This is a genomic window from Campylobacter sp. CNRCH_2013_0898h (genome assembly GCF_025772965.1).
Lineage (GTDB): Bacteria > Campylobacterota > Campylobacteria > Campylobacterales > Campylobacteraceae > Campylobacter_D > Campylobacter_D lari_D.
This window is the reverse complement of sequence record NZ_JAKMTD010000001.1, coordinates 72099-89021: the sequence shown is the minus strand read 5'-3', so window position 1 is coordinate 89021 and position 16923 is coordinate 72099. Positions and strand designations below refer to the sequence as shown.

General features: G+C 27.7%; 19 protein-coding genes and 1 pseudogene. 14 read left to right on the top strand and 6 right to left on the bottom strand.

Annotation, left to right across the window (positions count from 1 at the left end):
* Positions 1–10: 10 nt before the first annotated feature.
* The 9 genes and pseudogenes from L8X50_RS00455 to L8X50_RS08285 form a co-directional block, all read left to right on the top strand.
* Complete coding sequence (locus tag L8X50_RS00455; RefSeq protein ID WP_263660094.1) at positions 11–1723, top strand: Na+/H+ antiporter NhaC family protein; 1713 nt, start codon at positions 11–13, stop codon at positions 1721–1723.
* Positions 1724–2761 carry a tRNA (uridine(54)-C5)-methyltransferase TrmA gene (gene trmA, locus L8X50_RS00450; RefSeq protein WP_263660093.1) on the top strand — a complete coding sequence of 346 codons (1038 nt, stop codon included), beginning with the start codon at positions 1724–1726 and terminating at the stop codon, positions 2759–2761.
* Positions 2762–3564: 803 nt separating this feature from the next.
* Positions 3565–3888 (top strand): MarR family winged helix-turn-helix transcriptional regulator, encoded by a 324-nt coding sequence (locus tag L8X50_RS00445; RefSeq protein WP_133318774.1) that lies wholly within the window; start codon positions 3565–3567, stop codon positions 3886–3888.
* A 13-nt stretch (positions 3889–3901) separates the two neighbouring features.
* Complete coding sequence (locus L8X50_RS00440; RefSeq protein WP_263659077.1) at positions 3902–5074, top strand: MFS transporter; 1173 nt, start codon at positions 3902–3904, stop codon at positions 5072–5074.
* 74 nt (positions 5075–5148) lie between these two features.
* Complete coding sequence (locus tag L8X50_RS00435; RefSeq protein ID WP_220567274.1) at positions 5149–5520, top strand: CoA-binding protein; 372 nt, start codon at positions 5149–5151, stop codon at positions 5518–5520.
* Positions 5513–6724 (top strand): threonine ammonia-lyase, encoded by a 1212-nt coding sequence (ilvA, locus tag L8X50_RS00430; protein ID WP_220567254.1) that lies wholly within the window; start codon positions 5513–5515, stop codon positions 6722–6724. Before L8X50_RS00435 ends, ilvA begins: the two co-directional genes overlap by 8 nt.
* Positions 6725–6767: 43 nt before the next feature.
* Positions 6768–7259, top strand: coding sequence for a PAS domain-containing protein (locus tag L8X50_RS00425; RefSeq protein ID WP_133318778.1), 492 nt, complete (start codon positions 6768–6770; stop codon positions 7257–7259).
* 85 nt (positions 7260–7344) lie between these two features.
* Positions 7345–7836 (top strand): PAS domain-containing protein, encoded by a 492-nt coding sequence (locus tag L8X50_RS00420; protein WP_263660092.1) that lies wholly within the window; start codon positions 7345–7347, stop codon positions 7834–7836.
* Positions 7837–8552: 716 nt separating this feature from the next.
* Positions 8553–9224, top strand: a pseudogene (locus L8X50_RS08285) (methyl-accepting chemotaxis protein); the annotation flags it as partial.
* Positions 9225–9234: 10 nt separating this feature from the next.
* On the opposite strand, the gene lon reads toward L8X50_RS08285, so the two are convergent.
* Both lon and bamD read right to left on the bottom strand, forming a co-directional pair.
* Positions 9235–11613, bottom strand: a complete 2379-nt coding sequence (gene lon / locus L8X50_RS00410; protein WP_133318781.1) for an endopeptidase La — start codon at positions 11611–11613, stop codon at positions 9235–9237.
* Positions 11613–12269 (bottom strand): outer membrane protein assembly factor BamD, encoded by a 657-nt coding sequence (bamD, locus tag L8X50_RS00405; RefSeq protein ID WP_133318782.1) that lies wholly within the window; start codon positions 12267–12269, stop codon positions 11613–11615. The genes lon and bamD overlap by 1 nt, the downstream gene beginning before the upstream one ends.
* 175 nt (positions 12270–12444) lie before the next feature.
* On the opposite strand from bamD, the gene fliW reads away from it, so the two are divergent.
* The 5 genes from fliW to L8X50_RS00380 all read left to right on the top strand — a co-directional run bounded on the left by fliW (position 12445) and on the right by L8X50_RS00380 (position 14986).
* A complete protein-coding gene (gene fliW, locus L8X50_RS00400) occupies positions 12445–12840 on the top strand; it encodes a flagellar assembly protein FliW (protein WP_012661666.1) in 396 nt (131 codons plus the stop codon).
* Complete coding sequence (locus L8X50_RS00395) at positions 12840–13568, top strand: pyrroline-5-carboxylate reductase (RefSeq protein ID WP_263659080.1); 729 nt, start codon at positions 12840–12842, stop codon at positions 13566–13568. The genes fliW and L8X50_RS00395 overlap by 1 nt, the downstream gene beginning before the upstream one ends.
* Positions 13565–13861, top strand: a complete 297-nt coding sequence (locus tag L8X50_RS00390) for a hypothetical protein (protein WP_263660091.1) — start codon at positions 13565–13567, stop codon at positions 13859–13861. The genes L8X50_RS00395 and L8X50_RS00390 overlap by 4 nt, the downstream gene beginning before the upstream one ends.
* Positions 13845–14573 (top strand): prepilin-type N-terminal cleavage/methylation domain-containing protein, encoded by a 729-nt coding sequence (locus L8X50_RS00385; protein WP_263660090.1) that lies wholly within the window; start codon positions 13845–13847, stop codon positions 14571–14573. Before L8X50_RS00390 ends, L8X50_RS00385 begins: the two co-directional genes overlap by 17 nt.
* 98 nt (positions 14574–14671) lie before the next feature.
* Positions 14672–14986 (top strand): hypothetical protein, encoded by a 315-nt coding sequence (locus tag L8X50_RS00380; protein WP_263660089.1) that lies wholly within the window; start codon positions 14672–14674, stop codon positions 14984–14986.
* Here L8X50_RS00380 and L8X50_RS00375 read toward each other — a convergent pair.
* Genes L8X50_RS00375 through rpsF form a run of 4 tightly spaced genes read right to left on the bottom strand, consistent with a single transcriptional unit; the run spans position 14979 to position 16846 of the window.
* Positions 14979–15614 (bottom strand): MarC family protein, encoded by a 636-nt coding sequence (locus L8X50_RS00375; RefSeq protein ID WP_263659084.1) that lies wholly within the window; start codon positions 15612–15614, stop codon positions 14979–14981. The genes L8X50_RS00380 and L8X50_RS00375 overlap by 8 nt on opposite strands.
* 52 nt (positions 15615–15666) lie before the next feature.
* Complete coding sequence (rpsR, locus tag L8X50_RS00370; protein ID WP_039618521.1) at positions 15667–15927, bottom strand: 30S ribosomal protein S18; 261 nt, start codon at positions 15925–15927, stop codon at positions 15667–15669.
* Between the two features lie 10 nt (positions 15928–15937).
* Entirely contained in the window at positions 15938–16468 is a 531-nt protein-coding gene (locus L8X50_RS00365; RefSeq protein WP_133318788.1) for a single-stranded DNA-binding protein, read from the bottom strand.
* Between the two features lie 3 nt (positions 16469–16471).
* The gene (rpsF, locus tag L8X50_RS00360) at positions 16472–16846 is read right to left on the bottom strand and encodes a 30S ribosomal protein S6 (RefSeq protein ID WP_133318789.1); all 375 of its coding nucleotides are present in this window, start codon (positions 16844–16846) and stop codon (positions 16472–16474) included.
* Between the last annotated feature and the right edge of the window lie 77 nt (positions 16847–16923).

Here is a 16923-nt window from a genome sequence, read left to right as displayed (position 1 = left end):
AAGGATAATTATGAAAATTTTTTATTTATTATTAGCTCCTTTGTTGTTATTTGCTGATACACAAGCAAATGCAGAACTTTTTGGAGCTTGGACGCTTTTACCACCGGTGATAGCTATTATTTTAGCTTTTGTTACTAAAGATGTAGTACTTTCGTTATTTATTGGTGCATTAAGTGGTACTTTTATGTTAGGACTTATTGAAAATAGTATTTACCATGCTATCATTGCTTCTTTTGCAGGCTTTATTTCCAAAGTGGTAAATGCCATGGCAAGTCCGGGTAATGCAGGAATTTTATTGCAAGTTTTAACTATAGGTGGTGTTGTAGCTCTTATTACCAAAACAGGGGGGACAAAAGCAGTAGCTATTTGGCTTTCTACTAAAGCTAAACAAGCAAAAAGCTCACAATTTGCTACTTGGTGCATGGGAATTTTTATTTTCTTTGATGATTATGCCAATTCATTAATCGTAGGTCCTATCATGCGTCCGGTAACAGATAAATTTAGAGTAAGCCGTGAAAAGCTTGCTTTTATAATGGATGCAACTGCAGCACCAATTACCGGTCTTGCTATCATTTCTACTTGGATAGGACTTGAAATTTCTTTAATTCGCAGCGGATATGATCTAATTGATAATGCAACTTTTGCACATTTAGGTGTAGTAAAAGAAGAAATTAACGCTTTTGAAATCTTTGTACAAACCTTACCTTATAGATTTTATAATCTTTTTATGTTGATTTTTGTTGTTTTGACTATTTATACAGGTAGGGAATTTGGACCTATGTTAAAAGCTGAGCTTAGAGCTAGAGCGGGTAAATTTTCTCATGGTCATGAACAAATTGATAATATAGAAGATAAGGTCTTAGAGCCAAAAGAGCATGTAAAATTGCAAGCTTCTAATGCTATTATACCTTTGGCTGTCTTGATTGTGTTTTCATTTATAGGTTTTTATTTTAGTGGTTATAATGCCTTAGATGATGTGAGTGTTAAAGCACAAATTGATGCAGCACCGCTTAGTTTATTTGCTTTTAGAGAGACTTTTGGCGCAGCTGATGCTTCAGTTGTATTATTTCAAGCAGCACTTTTAGCTACTATAGTAGCTATTATTTTGGGAATGTATAGAAAAATATTTACTTTAAAAGAAGCTATTGCGGTTTGGACTCATGGCTGGAGAACTATGATTATGACTGTGATTATTTTACTTTGTGCATGGTCATTAGCTTCTGTGATTAAAGATTTGGGAACTTCTAAATATTTAATTGACTTATTTTCAGATAAAACACCTCTTTATTTGCTTCCTACAGCAATTTTTATTTTTGCTTCTATTATTTCTTTTTCAACGGGAACTAGTTATGGAACTATGGGTATTTTAATGCCTTTGGCTATTCCTTTAGCTATGGCTGTTGGGGTTCATAATGAATTAAGCGGAGCAGAGTTACACCAATATATGATTATTAATATTTCAGGGGTTTTAACAGGAGCTATTTTTGGAGATCATTGCTCGCCAATTTCTGATACAACTATACTTTCGTCTATGGGAAGTAAGTGTGATCTTTTAGCTCATGTTAGTACACAAATGCCTTATGCTTTGAGTGTTTGTGCTATTAGTATACTTTGTGGTTATTTACCGGTAGCATTAGGACTTAATGTGTGGCTAGGACTTGTTTTTGGAATCTTAGCTATGATAGTTTTACTTTTTGTGGTTGGCAAAAAGGTAGATGCGTAAATGCATTTTGAAGAAAAAATTGCTTTAAACAAAGCATTGTTTTCTTCTTTATATGATGGAGAAATTCAGTGCTTTAAATCACCTTTAAAAGCTTATAGAACTAGGGCGGAATTTTCTATATATCATCATGAAAATGGGAAAATTTCTTATGCAATGTTTGAAAATAAGAAAAAAATTCCTATTGAAAATTTTGATATAGCAGATGAAAAAATTCAAAAATATATGCCTATTTTATTAAATAATCTAAATGAAAATTTAAAAGAAAAGCTTTTTGGAGTAGAGTTTTTAGCTACAAAATTAGATTTAAGTATAACTTTACTTTTCCATAAAAATATAGAGCTAATCACACAAGATTTACAAGAATTAGCAGAAAAATTAAATCTCAAGCTCATAGCAAGAAGTAGGGGTAAAAAACTTGTATTTAATGGAGAAAATTTAAGACAAATTTTAAACATCAATACAAATGAATTTTTATATGAGTTTAATAATGATTGTTTTATCCAGCCCAATACTTTTATTAATGAAAAGATGATCGAATGGGTTGTATCTTGTATAGAGAGTGATTTTAAGCAAGATTTATTAGAGCTTTATTGTGGTTATGGAAATTTTACCATAGCTTTAGCAAGAAATTTTAAAAAAGTTTTAGCAACTGAAATTTCTAAGAAAAATATTGAGTTTGCTTTAAAAAATTGCGTTTTAAATTCTATTGAAAATATAACTTTTACAAGGCTTTCTAGTGAAGAGTTAAGTCAAGCATTGAAAAAAGAAAGGGAATTTAATCGCTTAAAAGACATAGATTTAGATGGTTTTAAAATATCTCATGTCTTAGTTGATCCTCCAAGAGCAGGACTTAATTTAAGTGTGATTGAACTTATTAAAAATTATGAAAATATCATTTATATATCGTGCAATCCTATCACTTTAAAAGAAAACCTTGAGAAATTATGCAAAACTCATAAAATATCCAAATTTGCATTTTTTGATCAATTTGCAAACACAAATCATCTTGAATGTGGTGTTTATTTGAAAATCAAATAACAATATAAAACATTAATTTTGCACATATTACAATAATTATAGTAAAAATAAATACAATAGGATGAATATATGCATGAAAAGGATTTTGTTTTTTTAAGATTATTTTATAAAAAAGAGAAAATAGTATTAATATAAAAATACATAAAGCAAAGAATATTTTGCAAATAAATATCCAATTTAATGAATTTAAGTGAAAATGAGCTAAATATAAACCGCTAAGAAATAAAATCAATACAATAGGTGGCATTATTTTAATTGTATTTTTTATATCCAAATTTAATTTTCTTAATAAGAATACATCGGTAAATAAAAATCCTATAAAAAATATAGCGCAAAATAAATGTATTATTAGTATATAAGGATAAATATCGATCATGATTACAACCTTTATTGCGATAATTTTTAATATTTTACAATACTCAGTGGTAAAATTTATTGACTTATGTTAAATTATATTAAGCATTATAAAATAATAATGCAAGTTTTATTAGTATAAATAAAGTCTCTAATGTCATAGTTTAATCTAAGCTAAATTGAGTTTGTCAATACTACAAATATTTGTAAATTTAAAATATTATAACAAAGTTACAAGCTTTAATTTTTTGATATTTTTTATCTTAAATGCAGAATGTATTTAAGGAAAAAACTTATATAAGTTAGAATTTATGTAATCTTTGTTACTATTAAAATAGTTGATTTAATCAATTAATTTTTACAAAGGATTTCTCATATTTTTTCAAAAAATTACTTATACAAATAGAAAAATACTCTATAAAGTCAATGAAATTTTAAAGCCATTTGGATTGAAATCAAGTGATTGGAGAGTTTTTGTTTATTTAAGCCATCATCAAAATAGCACTTTAGCTCCAATATGTGAATTTTATCAAATGGATAAAGCTATACTTTCTAGAGTTGTTTCCAAACTAGCAAAACTTGAATATATAGAGTTTTTAAAAGCTGATGATAAAAGAGAAAAGATCATTACTTTAAGTGCCAAGGGTAAAGAAATTTTTTTTGATGCAAATGTTTGTATAAGAAAATATGAAAAAGAAATCTTAGATATATTAGATGAACAAGATCAAGAAGTGCTTTTAAAATTACTTGATTATATCAATGAAAAAATTTAAGAAAGGTTTTTTCATGGGTCTTAGTAAGAAATATAATTTATTTAATATAAATTTTTTCTGTATTTTTGGGATAAATTTTGTTATTTGTCTTGTTTTTTATATGAGTACTATTTCTAGTACAGATTATGTTTTGGGTGTTTTAAATCTTCAAACTAGCACCGCAGGACTTATAATGGGTGCTTTTGTTATAGGTGCTTTGCTTTCTAGACTTTATTTTGGTTCTATTATTGATGGTATTAATATAAAAAAAGTGATTATATTTTCACTTTTATTTTATCTTTTTATTAATTTAATGTATTTGAAATTTTATAATGTGTATTTTTTGGTATTGATACGCTTTTTAGCTGGAGTTTGCTATGGAATTTGTTCTTGTGCTTGTGGGGCAGCTATTGCTAGAATAATACCTAGTAATAAAAGAGGAATTGGTATAGGGTATTATGCTACGAGTGTTGTTTTAACTTCAGCTTTAGGACCTTTTTTGGCCATAAAACTTGACTCTATCAACTTATTTCAACTAAGCTTTTTAATTGCAAGTGTGAGTATTATCTTTGCATTAGTTTTATCAATTTTTTTAAAAGTAAGAAGATTTAAAAAACATTATCATGTAAAAAGAAAATTTAGTATTTATAATTATTTTGAAAAATCAGTTTTAAATTTGGCTTTGATTACTTTTTTGATCGCATGTCCTTTTGGAGCTATTATAGCTTATATGAGTGCTTATACTCAAAGTTTAAATTTAAGCTTTGCTGGATCTATGTTTTTTGTAATATATGCTGGATTTTCTATAGTTTTTAGACCTCTTGCTGGAAAGGTATTTGATAAACATGGAGCTAATATTGTAATAATTTTTTCATTATTTAGTTTTATATTGTGTTTACTTTTACTTGCGTTTGCAAAAAATTTTTATATGATTATTATCGCCGGTATATTTTGTGCACTAGGTTATGCAAATGCTACTTCAAGTGCACAAGCTTTGGCTATCAAACTAGCTCCTAAAGAAAAAATGGGGTTAGCTAATTCTACTTTTTTTCTATCTTTGGATTTTGGCATAGGAGTTAGTCCTTACTTGTTGGGTATTGTTGAACCAAGTATAGGTTTTGCTAATGTCTATGCACTTTGTGCTGTACTTGTTTTGTTTGCTCTTGTTTTATATTATTTATTAATAGTTAAAAAAACTTTTTGTTAATTTTATTTTAGATACAATGCTTTTTTAAAAATAAGGAAAAAGCATTGTGTGATACTCATAAAATACTAAGTTCTATGAAAAATATCGCCATTATAGGACTTAGTCCTAATCAAGAAAAACCTTCGTATTTTGTAAGCAAATATTTACAAGATTTATCTTATACAATTTATCCTATCTATCCTAAAGAAGATTTTATTTTAAACGAGAAAGTTTATAGAAATTTAAGGGAAATTCCTTCTGAAATTGACACGGTTGTAATGTTTAGAAAAGCAAGTTACGCAAATGAAATTTTTGAAGATCTTTTAGCTAAAAATGTTAAAAATTTTTGGATGCAACTTGGTATTATTAACGATGAAATAATGCAAAAATGTAAAAAATTTGGTATAAATTGCGTTCAAGATCGTTGTATTAAAATAGAATTAGATAAAAAGGTAAATCATGATTGAGTTAAATAAAATTTATCAAGCAAAGCAAAAAATTGCAGATTTTGTATTAAAAACCCCTTTGGTGCACTCTTCTTTTTTAAGTGAGTTTTTAGATACTGATGTTTTTCTAAAATGTGAAAATTTACAAAAAACAGGTGCTTATAAAATCAGAGGTGCTTATAATGCTATTGCTAATTTAAGTAAAGAACAAAAGCAAGCAGGTGTAATAGCTGCAAGCGCTGGAAATCATGCACAAGGAGTTGCAATTAGTGCTAAAAAATTTGGGATAGAAGCTGTGATTGTTATGCCTGAAGCTACACCTTTGCTAAAAGTAAGTGCGACTAAAAATTTAGGCGCAAAAGTGATTTTAAAAGGAGATAATTTTGATGAGGCTTATGCTTATGCGTTAAATTATGCTAAAGAACATCATTTAAATTTTATTCATCCTTTTGAAAATGAAAGTATTATAGCAGGGCAGGGTACTTTAATGCTTGAAATGCTTGATGAAATAAGTGATTTAGATATGATTTTAGCTCCAGTTGGTGGTGGAGGTTTGATTAGTGGAGTGGCGAGTGCTGCTAAGCAGATTAATCCTAATATAAAAGTTATTGGAGTGAGTGCTAAAGGAGCTCCTGCTATGTATGAGAGTTTTAAAAGTAAAAAAATAATCAATTCAAAGGCTGTGAGAACCATAGCTGATGGTATTGCAGTGCGTGATGTAAATAAAATTAATTTTGATATTATTCTTGAATGTGTTGATGATTTTATTCAAGTTGATGATGAAGAAATAGCTAATGCGGTGTTATATTTACTTGAAAAACATAAAATCACAGTTGAAGGTGCTGGAGCATCAGCAGTTGCTGCACTTTTACATAAAAAAATAGATTTAAAAAATCATAAAAAAATAGGCGTGATTTTAAGCGGTGGAAATATTGATGTACAAATGTTAAATATTATCATAGAAAAAGGTTTGTTTAAAGCTTTTAGAAAAATGCTTATCAATGTTACTTTGGTTGATAAACCAGGAGCTTTGAGTACTTTGAGTGATGCTATAAAAGAAGCTCAAGCTAATATAGTTAAAATTGATTATGATAGATTTTCCACTAAGTTAGAATATGGTGATGCGATGATTTCAATTACTTTAGAAACAAAAGGAAAAGAACATCAAGAATTAGTCAGAAAGATACTTTATGACAAAGGTTTTAATTTCAATGAAATTTTATGATAAATGAAATATAATATTTTGTAAATAAATTATAAGGAAAAAAATGTCGCAAGAAAAAATTTTAGAACCAGATACATTAATAACCTCTAAGACAGATTTAAAAGGGGATATTATTTATGCTAATGATGATTTTTTAAAATATGCGGGTTATAAAATGGAGGAAATTTTATATAAACCTCACAATATTGTGCGTCATCCTGATATGCCAAAAACTGTTTTTAAATGTTTATGGGATTATATACAAGATGGAAAAGAAATTTTTGCTTTTGTTAAAAATAAAACCAAACAAAATGATTATTATTGGGTTTTTACTAATGTTACAGCTTCTTTTGATGAACAAGGAAATATTATAAATTATTATTCAGTTAGAAGAAAACCTAAAAGAGAGGCAATATCAACCATAGAGCAAGTTTATAAAATTCTTTTAGAAATAGAAGAAAAAGATGGTATAAAAGCCGGAGTGGATGAACTTGTTAAGATAGTTAATTCTTATGGTATGAGTTATAATCAATTAATTTTAGAGCTTCAAAGATGAATTTGATAAATTTTGTTTATAAATTATTATTTTGTATTAAGATATAATCACTCTCTTTTTAATTTTAAACTAAGGAGATTGTGTTATGTCTTTAGAAAAAATTCTAACCTCGGATGTTTTAATAACATCAAAAACTAATTTAAAAGGTGAGATTATTTATGCAAATGAGGATTTTTTGAGATATTCTGATTATAAAATTGATGAAATTTTATACAAACCTCACAGTATTATGCGTCATCCTGATATGCCAAGAACGGTTTTTAAATATTTATGGGATAACATTCAGCTTAAAAAAGAAATTTTTGCTTTTGTAAAAAATAAAACAAAATATAATGATTATTATTGGGTTTTTGCTAATGTAACTGCTTCATGTGATGAAAATGGAAGCATTTTAAATTATTATTCAGTTAGAAGAAAACCTAATGTTGATGCTATCAAAACAATAGAAGAAATTTATAAAGTTCTTTTGTTGAAAGAAAAAGATGGTGGTATTAAATCTGGAATAGAGGAGTTAAAAGCAATAGTAAAATCTTATGGGATGACCTATAATGAACTAATGATGAAAATTCAAAAATAAAAAAAGGATTTCTTATGAAAAATATTTTGTTTCTTGGTATAGTTTTAAGTATAGTAGCCTGTATTAATTCTTTGCTTTATGCAGAGTTTATTTCTTTAGGTTTCTTTTTAGTTTTGTTTTGTTTATTTATATATGGATTGTTTATTTTAAAAAAAGAAGAACAATTTAGTGATAAGATTTTACATCTTAGTAGAGAGTTAAAAAATGGTAATTTTGATTCAAGAATTGTATATATTAAATGTACTAATAAAAAATTAAAAGAAATTGCTGATAATCTTAATAACACAATAGATGGTTTAGAGGCTTATTTAAGAGAAATAAATACTTCAATTGCTTGTTCTCAAAAAGGTGAATATTTTAGAAGAGCTATCCCTGAAGGTTTAAAAGGTATTTTTGTTCATAATATTAACTTTATTAATAAAGCTTTGGATGAGATAGAAAAAACTGGAAAATTGGTGTTTAAGAATGCTTTATCAAGAGAACTTATGGACTTGAGTTTAAATAGTCAAAATAAAAATTTATTAAAATTATCTACAGATTTAAATGCTATCATTAAACTTATGAGGAAAGTTTTTGGTGATATTAAAGTTATTTCCAATACAGCGCAAAAAAATGGTATCGAGATTGGTGGCTTACAAGAATCAATTGGTTTTATGATGCAAGTAGCCAATGAAAGTAAAAATGCTGTTGATACTTTTGCTTCAAATTCTCAAAACATTAATGCGATTGTTGAAGTAATTAGGGATATTGCAGATCAAACTAACCTACTTGCTTTAAATGCAGCTATTGAGGCAGCTCGTGCGGGAGAGCATGGTAGAGGTTTTGCGGTAGTTGCAGATGAAGTAAGACAACTTGCTGAAAAAACACAAAAAGCAACAGGTGAAATTACTTTAGCAATTCAAGTAATGAATCAAGAAATAGGCTTAATACAAGAAAATAGTGAGAAGGTTTATGGTATAGCTAGTTCTTCTGATGCTAAAATTTTAGATTTTAGCCAAGCTTTTAAAGATCTTGAAGGAAAGAGTTTGCATTTAGGAGAAGATTTTGTTAATTTTGCATCTGATTTAACTCTTTCTGCTATGAAAATAGATCATATATTATATAAATCTGATGTTTATTTAACTCTAAATGGTTCTCAAGAAAATCTTCAAAATCTAGATCCTATTTCAACTTTATGTAAAGATGAAGATGCAAAAAGCATTTTTTGTCCTTTAATTCCTCCTAAAGAATTAGAGTCTAAAAGTGAATTTATTCAAAATGTAGCTAACAAAGCAGTGAAGCTTTCTAAAAAGGAAAGCATTTCTAAAGAGGATTATGATTGTATTATAGAAGATATACAAAATTTAGAAAGAGAAAGTAAAGCTATTATAGATAAATTAGAAGCTTAAAGCTTCTAATTTAGATAAGAGCTATTTTTAAAACTTCTTGTAAATTTTTTACCCCAATAATTTTCATATTTTTTACTACTTCTTCAGGAATATCTTTTAAATCTCTTTCATAGTTTTTATGTGGGATAATGGCTGTTTTAATATCAGCTTTATAAGCAGCAATAAGTTTTTCTTTTAAACCACCTATTGGTAGAACATTGCCCATTAGATCAATTTCTCCAGTCATTGCAACATTTGATTTTACTTTCTTGTCGCTAAAAATAGAAGCAATGGCTGTGGTAATAGTTATGCCTGCACTTGGTCCGTCTTTTGGAGTGGCTCCATCTGGTACATGAATGTGAAGATTGTATTGATTGTATATGTTTTCATCTTCTTTGTAGAAAAGTTTCTTTGAGACTTTAATTTGTTCATCATCGATTAAATTCTTAACAAGACTTTGAGCAATTTTTGCTGATTCTTTCATTACATCGCCTAAGCTCCCTGTTAAAGTTAGATCACCCTTGCCTTTGATTTTAATGGCTTCGATTTTCAATACATCTCCACCTACTGCAGTCCAAGCAAGTCCATTTACCTGTCCGATTTTATTTTCTTTTTCGTGCTTTTCTATTTCAAAGACTTTTTTACTTAAAAAATCTTTTAAATTTTTATCATTAATTTCAATATTTTTAATATCTTTTTCTAAAAGAAGTTTTTTAACACATTTTCTACAAATTTCAGCAATTTTTCTTCTTAAATTTCTTACACCTGATTCTCTAGTATATTCATTCACTATTAATTCTATAGCATCATCACTAAAGCTTATTTCTTCTTTTTTTAATCCATGTTTTTTTATTTCATCAGGTATGAGATAGTTTTTGGCTATTTGGAATTTCTCTTGAGGAGTGTAAGAGCTAAGTTCTATAAATTCCATTCTATCTTTTAGAGCAGGTGGAATTAAACTTGCATCATTTGCAGTAGCTATGAAAATGATTTTGCTTAAATCGATGTTGAAATTTAGATAATAATCTCTAAATTTAGTATTTTGTTCAGGATCTAAGATTTCAAGTAAAACTGCACTTGGATCTCCTCTATGATTGCGACTTAGTTTATCAATCTCATCAAGCACAACTACTGGGTTGCTTTGTTTTGCTTCTATAAGTCCTTGTATAATGCGTCCTGGCATAGCTCCTATATAGGTTCTTCTATGTCCTCTTAGTTCATTAACATCTTCTAAACCACCTAAAGCTATGCGCACTAACTCTCTTTTTAATGCCTTTGCGACTGAATTTGCTAAAGAAGTCTTGCCAACACCAGGAGGACCAACTAAGCACAAGATGACTTTTGCACCATCTCTATCTTTAATCTTGCGTTTTTCTAAAAGTTCTTTAACTGCAAAGTATTCTTCAATACGCTCTTTTGGTTTTTCTAGGGCATAGTGATCACTATTGAGTTGTAAAGATACATCTTTTAAATTTAGTTTTTTCTTTGAGGAGTGCTCAAAAGGTATATCTAAAACCGTTTCTATGTAAGTTTGCACCATAGAAGCTTCTGAATTATCTTGATGAATTCTTTCATATTTTTGAATTTGCTTTTTGATTTCTTTATAAGCCTCTTCATACATAAAAGCTTTTTTCTTTTCTAATTTTTTATTATATTCCTCTACTTCGCTTTCTTTTTGTATATCGCTTCCAAGCTCTCTTTGAATTTGTTTGAGTTGTTCTTTTAAAAAGTATTCTTTATTAACCTTGTCAATTTTAGAGTGAACTTTATTTTTGATTTCTTTTTGGATTTTATTTGCTTCAATTTCTTTAGCTAAATAATCAATTAAATTTAAAAGCTTAGTTTCTAAATTAGTTTCGATAAAAAATTCATAAGCTTGTTGTTTTTTGATTTTAATAGAATTTAATATTAGATCACAAATTCTGCTAGGCTCGACATCTTCTTCTATAGTTCTTAAAAGATCAGGTGGAAAATAATGACTCACAGTCGATAAAGCTTTGGCTTTTTCTCTAACTACTTCTATAATAGCTTCTTTTTTTGTATTGCAAATTGGCTCTTGATGAATTAAATCAACTAAAGCATATAAAGGATCATCCGAAATTCTCTCAACAATCTTGGCTTTTGCATATCCTTGGAATAAAATTTTAATCCTGCCATCAGGCAGTGGAACTTTTCTCATAATACTCCCAATGACACCACAATCATATATATCATCAAAGCCACGCCCACCTTCAATTTTTGATGGTGCTACAAAAATCATACTTTCATTTTGTAAAGCGGTATCTAAGGCTTTAATATTTTGCATATCATTTAAAAAAATAGGTGTTATCATAAAAGGGTATAAAAAAAGCTCATCTTCTACAAGAATGGGAAGTTTTGTTGGATAGTTTTGAGTATTTTCTAATTTCATTACATTATACCTTCTTCAAATATTTTTCTATACCATGGAAGTTCTGGTTTAATCATATCGATTTTATTAAAATCGGAATTTTCGATTTTTTGCTTATAAATCTCATAGCTTTGTTCTCTGTTTTTTTTCTGATATAACTCTGCTATACTTGTATCAAGGTAAAAAACTGCAAGATTAAATTTAGTTAGCATAGTATCGATTAAATCATTATATTGTACATTAGGATAGTTTTGATTATATTCTTTGATTTCTTCTATTGTTTTTAGCATTAAAGCTTGGTTACGATTTGGAACAGCAAAAGAGTCAAATTTAGCTTTGATTTTTAAATATCTTATATAAGCTACATTTTTAGAATCACCAAATTTGTTTAAATATTCATCAAGATAAAAATTTGCCATTTCATATTCTTCTTCACTAATATGAGCTTGAGCTAATATAAGTAAAGTTTGTTCTAATAATGGATCAGCAATATGTTCACCTGCCATTGAAGTATAGTGTTTATCAGCTGCTTCAAGATTTTTTTCTTGTAAATCTTTTATAATTTGTTGATACCATTCCATAGAACTTAGATTATATAAATCTTCAGCTTTTTTCGAGCTACATGCTCCTAAAAATAAACCTGCAATAATAAGTGAAAAAATAAAAAGTTTTTTCATTGTGTTACCTTATAAATTTAATAATTGTAATTATAATGTTTTTATGTTTATGAAATTGTTAATTTTTAAAACTAAAATTATAGTCAAAAACTCTTAATTAGTGTAATTTTTAAAATTGGAACTAAAATTGCTTAATGAGTTGTAATTTCTTAGTCAATAGATTTTAGGAGGCAAGATGAACTTAGAAGTTAAATGTCCTATTTTAGGTTTTGAAGATACCAAAAATATGAATTTTTATAAAATAGACGAGGTTTTTTATAGACTTAAAAGCCTTGATGGTAAAGATTTTTCTTTTGTGATGATTGATCCTTATATGATCCGTCCTGATTATGATTTTGAAGTGCCTGATTATTATCAAGAATTATTAGCTTTAAATGAGCAAACTAATTTTGGTGTGTTTGTTATAGTGGCTATTAATGAGCCATTAGAAGAATCTACGGTAAATTTTTTAGCACCTGTTGTGATGAATTATGATAATAACTCTTTAGTGCAAGTGATTTTAGATACAAGCAAATATCCTAATTATTTTCAGTCTGAAAAGATTTCAGCTTTTATTAAACAAACAAAATAATGTCTGAAATTTATATTTTAGGAAATGGTGCTATGGCAAGTGCTATAGCTAAAGGTTTAGAGGATACTTATAAAGTAGTTATTGTTGCTAGGGATTTAAAAAAAGCCAGTGGTTTAAATTTAAAAGTATTATCGTATGATGAGTTTGATATGGATAATAAAAATATTATTTTGGCTTTTAAACCTTATGCATTAGAAGAAGTAGCTGTTAAATTAAAAGGCAAGGCAAGATGGCTTATTTCGGTTTTAGCAAACACTACTTTTGAGCGGCTTCATTGTATTGATGCACAAAATTATGTGAAAATTATGCCAAATACAGCAGCCGAATTTAAAGCTTCTACAACTGCTTATTTAATGGAAAAAGATTTATTTAAAGATGAAATTTTATCTTTGCTAAATACTTTTGGTAAAGCCATAAGTTTGCAAAATGAAAAAGAATTTGATATAGCTATGGTTTTGAGTGGTTGTGCTCCTGCATTTTTGGCTTTGGTAGCAGAAAGTTTAGCTAATGCAGGTGTGAAAAATGGTTTAAAAAATGAGCTTAGTTATGAGCTTACTCGTGCAAGTTTTGAAAGCTTTAGTGCTTTGTTTAATCATGCTCATCCTGCTATTATTAAAGAAAAAATTTGTTCTCCAGCAGGAGTAACTATAAAAGGAATTGAAGCTTTGGAAAAAAGAGCTTTGCGCGGTGCCTTTTTTGAAGCTTTTAATGCAAGTTTAAATAAATGAAGCAAGCTTTTAGTCTCCTAGAGCTTGCTTTTTGTATTGTAATTTTATCTTTTATTTTTGGATCTTATTATCTTGTATTTGCAAATAAATCTTTAAATGTTATATGGCAAAATCAAACCCTTTTTAATGAAGAAAAAGAATTGCTAAAGAAAATTCCTTTATATAAAGCAAAAGAGATAAATATAAATAATTACAACTTTTTAGAATACACTAGTGATGAATTTAAACTCAAATCTTTAAAAATAAAAGATTTATCCTATAAAGAAGCTTTTGTAGATGAAAAAGGCTTTTAGTTTATTAGAACTTGCGTTAAGCCTTGTTATTTTGGGTATTTTGATTACTATTTTAATTAATCCAGCTATGTATATTTATAATTATAGTTTTAATGTTAAAAAATCTAGTGAAATATTTTTTGATTTAAATCAAGCTTTACTTAGCATGGAGAAAATTTATAATTCTTGCTTGAATGCAATATTTACAAGTAATTCTTTTGAGTGTTATATGAGTGCAAATGATGATATTTTTTATGATTTGTCATTAAAAAAAATAAACTTCAGTGGTATTATTTTAGAAAATAATGGAAGTTTTTTTAGCCCAAAAAGTAATTTGCATTTTATAGAAAATGGAATTTCTGAAGGAATTTTGAGCAATTATAAAGATATGCATAGTATGAAGAAGTTGAAAATATATACTAGTGATTATATGTATATTTATGATATAAAAAATTCAAAAATCTATAAAATATTAGTTGATGATAGAGAAAAAATCAATTTTTTTGATGAGAGTTTTAGCGGATTTTATACTATTTTATATGCTTATATTAAGGTGTATTTGAAAAATAAAAATATTTATATGCAAATTGATGATTTAAATCATAACAAACAAGTATTTTTATTAGCTCAAAATATTTCAAAACTTATTTTCAAGCATGATGGTGAGTTATTAAAAATTACAATTTGCAGTAATACTCAAAATAGATGTTTAGATAAATGGATGCTTTTGTGAAAAAATCATTTGCAATGATATATACAATATTTTTTATTTTATTTATTTCTTTTATTATGGCGTTTATAATAAAAATTTCTTCATATCCACCAAGAATTATGAAAGATTTAACGCTTTATACCCAAGGAAATATTTTACTTCATGATGCAAAAGAGTTTGCTAAATATTTTTTATATCAAGCCTATTTGGAGGGTAAAGAATGTTTAAGTGAATATAATTTTGAATATAATAATACAAAAATACGAATTGATTATGCTTATCCTTTGGGTGAATGTAAAAATAATAAATTAATTGCAAAGTATATTCATGCAAAAAGTATTATAGTGGTAAATATTAGTGTGTTGTTAAATACTAATAAAGCAGTAAATGAAGAAGTGTTTTTACAAAAAAGTTTTTTTATTTATCCTAGGTAGATTGAATGTAAGTTTGAATTCCAATAGCTATCATTTTTACTCCCATAGCCATAATAAAAACTAAAGCAATGCGTGAAAAAACATAAAGCACAAGCTTACCGATAACTTTTTCAATAGTAGCTGAAAAGTGAAATAAAGCAAAAATAAAAGCAAAAGTAAGTAATACAGAAGCTATGGCTATAGCTAAATTTTGATCTTCTGAAATAACTACTATGGTAGAAAGTGTTCCAGGTCCTACAAGCATAGGAAATGCCATTGGCACTATGCTTTTTTTTAATAATTCTTTGTGGCTTAATCCTTGATAGTGTTGAAATTGAGTGCTTGATGGGGTGAAAAGTAGATTTTTTGTACTCATAATGATTAAAATCAAACCACCTGCAACTCGTAAATCATTAATATCTATTTTAAATAAATATTTCATGATAAATGGTCCAGAAAGTAAAAAAACTAAAACAATACAAAATGCAGTGTAAATGATATTTCTAAAAAGTTTTTTTCTTATATCAGCATCTAGACCTTCAGTCATTGCAATAAATTGTGGAAGATTTCCAAAAGGATTTAAAACTGCTATAATAGCAACGGATGCAAGTAAAATAACATAAATTTCAGATTCTATATCTGAAAACATAAAACAACCTTTTATTTTCCCAAGCTTAAAAAGCTTGGGTTTGATTTAATAATTATAGTCCTTCAAAAGGATTAGTAACAACTTCTTTTCTATCTACGATATAAGGGATAAGTGCTACATGTCTTGCACGCTTAATAGCAACTTCAACCATTTCTTGGTGTTTTTTGCTAGTGCCTGTTAAACGGCGTGGCATGATTTTAAATCTTTCTGATAAAGCATGTTTTAGCAATGCTGTATCTTTATAGTCTATAAAATCAACTTTAGCTTCAGTATATTTACAATATTTGCGTGAGTATTTTCTTTTTTCTGCCATGTTTTTTCCTTTAAAATGGTAATTCTGTATCATCATCATATTTATCAATATCAATTTCCTTCATAGGGGCTTCCTTTTGAGGATTTTGATAGGTATTATTAGATGAATTTGTTCTAGTTTGTACTTGAGCATAAGGATCAAAGCTTTGTTGTTGATTAAAATTTTGATTATAACCATAATTTTGATTTTCAAAATTACTTTGTTGATTATTTTGTACAGTTGAACCTAGCATTTCTAAATTTTCAACTTGAATACTATGCTTTGATCTGTTTTGCCCATTTTGATCGCTCCATTGCTCAAATCTCAAACGACCTTCGATTAAAATTTTACTACCTTTATTAAGGTATTGATTAGCAATTTCTGCAGTTCTTCCAAAAAAGCTAATGTCGATAAAGCAGGTTTCCTCTCTTTTTTCTCCTGTATTTGTACTAAATCTTCTTGTTACAGCTATAGCAGAAGAGCCTATTGCGCTACCTGATGGAGCATAACGCATTTCTATGTCCCTTGTAAGATTCCCTACTAAAACGACTTTGTTAAACATTAATTAGCCTTCTGTGCTTTCACTAGCTTTAATTTCTTTTTTATTTTGTTTGATACCCTTGCTTAGTCTTTCCCAAGCTGCAATTTCTTTTTTATTTTCATATTTTACGATTAAAAATCTGATTACTTCTTCAGTGATTCTTAATACCCTTTCAAGCTCTGCTATTAAATTTGTAGGAGCTTTGAAATAAATCACAAAATAAGTTCCTCTTTCGTATTTTTTAATTTTGTACGCAAGTTTTCTTGTTCCCATTGGAACTACGCTTTCAATTTCTGCGCCATTTTTTGTAAGGACTTCTTTTACGAATTCCAACTTAGCACTTACTTCTTCTTCTGTAAGTGTTGGTTTTAATATGAATAAAACTTCATAATGTCTCATTTAATTTCTCCTTATGGATATAAAGCCTAAAATTTTAGGCAAGGATTTGCATAAAATGCAAATTTCATTTTACCATA

What these genes read in the sequence shown, in the direction of transcription:
- L8X50_RS00455 (WP_263660094.1), top strand. Translation starts at nt 11, where the DNA reads ATGAAAATTTTTTATTTATTATTAGCTCCTTTGTTGTTATTTGCTGAT.
- trmA (WP_263660093.1), top strand. Translation starts at nt 1,724, where the DNA reads ATGCATTTTGAAGAAAAAATTGCTTTAAACAAAGCATTGTTTTCTTCT.
- L8X50_RS00440 (WP_263659077.1), top strand. Translation starts at nt 3,902, where the DNA reads ATGGGTCTTAGTAAGAAATATAATTTATTTAATATAAATTTTTTCTGT.
- L8X50_RS00435 (WP_220567274.1), top strand. Translation starts at nt 5,149, where the DNA reads ATGAAAAATATCGCCATTATAGGACTTAGTCCTAATCAAGAAAAACCT.
- ilvA (WP_220567254.1), top strand. Translation starts at nt 5,513, where the DNA reads ATGATTGAGTTAAATAAAATTTATCAAGCAAAGCAAAAAATTGCAGAT.
- L8X50_RS00425 (WP_133318778.1), top strand. Translation starts at nt 6,768, where the DNA reads ATGTCGCAAGAAAAAATTTTAGAACCAGATACATTAATAACCTCTAAG.
- L8X50_RS00420 (WP_263660092.1), top strand. Translation starts at nt 7,345, where the DNA reads ATGTCTTTAGAAAAAATTCTAACCTCGGATGTTTTAATAACATCAAAA.
- lon (WP_133318781.1), bottom strand. Translation starts at nt 11,613, where the DNA reads ATGAAATTAGAAAATACTCAAAACTATCCAACAAAACTTCCCATTCTT.
- bamD (WP_133318782.1), bottom strand. Translation starts at nt 12,269, where the DNA reads ATGAAAAAACTTTTTATTTTTTCACTTATTATTGCAGGTTTATTTTTA.
- fliW (WP_012661666.1), top strand. Translation starts at nt 12,445, where the DNA reads ATGAACTTAGAAGTTAAATGTCCTATTTTAGGTTTTGAAGATACCAAA.
- L8X50_RS00395 (WP_263659080.1), top strand. Translation starts at nt 12,840, where the DNA reads ATGTCTGAAATTTATATTTTAGGAAATGGTGCTATGGCAAGTGCTATA.
- L8X50_RS00390 (WP_263660091.1), top strand. Translation starts at nt 13,565, where the DNA reads ATGAAGCAAGCTTTTAGTCTCCTAGAGCTTGCTTTTTGTATTGTAATT.
- L8X50_RS00385 (WP_263660090.1), top strand. Translation starts at nt 13,845, where the DNA reads ATGAAAAAGGCTTTTAGTTTATTAGAACTTGCGTTAAGCCTTGTTATT.
- L8X50_RS00380 (WP_263660089.1), top strand. Translation starts at nt 14,672, where the DNA reads ATGAAAGATTTAACGCTTTATACCCAAGGAAATATTTTACTTCATGAT.
- L8X50_RS00375 (WP_263659084.1), bottom strand. Translation starts at nt 15,614, where the DNA reads ATGTTTTCAGATATAGAATCTGAAATTTATGTTATTTTACTTGCATCC.
- rpsR (WP_039618521.1), bottom strand. Translation starts at nt 15,927, where the DNA reads ATGGCAGAAAAAAGAAAATACTCACGCAAATATTGTAAATATACTGAA.
- L8X50_RS00365 (WP_133318788.1), bottom strand. Translation starts at nt 16,468, where the DNA reads ATGTTTAACAAAGTCGTTTTAGTAGGGAATCTTACAAGGGACATAGAA.
- rpsF (WP_133318789.1), bottom strand. Translation starts at nt 16,846, where the DNA reads ATGAGACATTATGAAGTTTTATTCATATTAAAACCAACACTTACAGAA.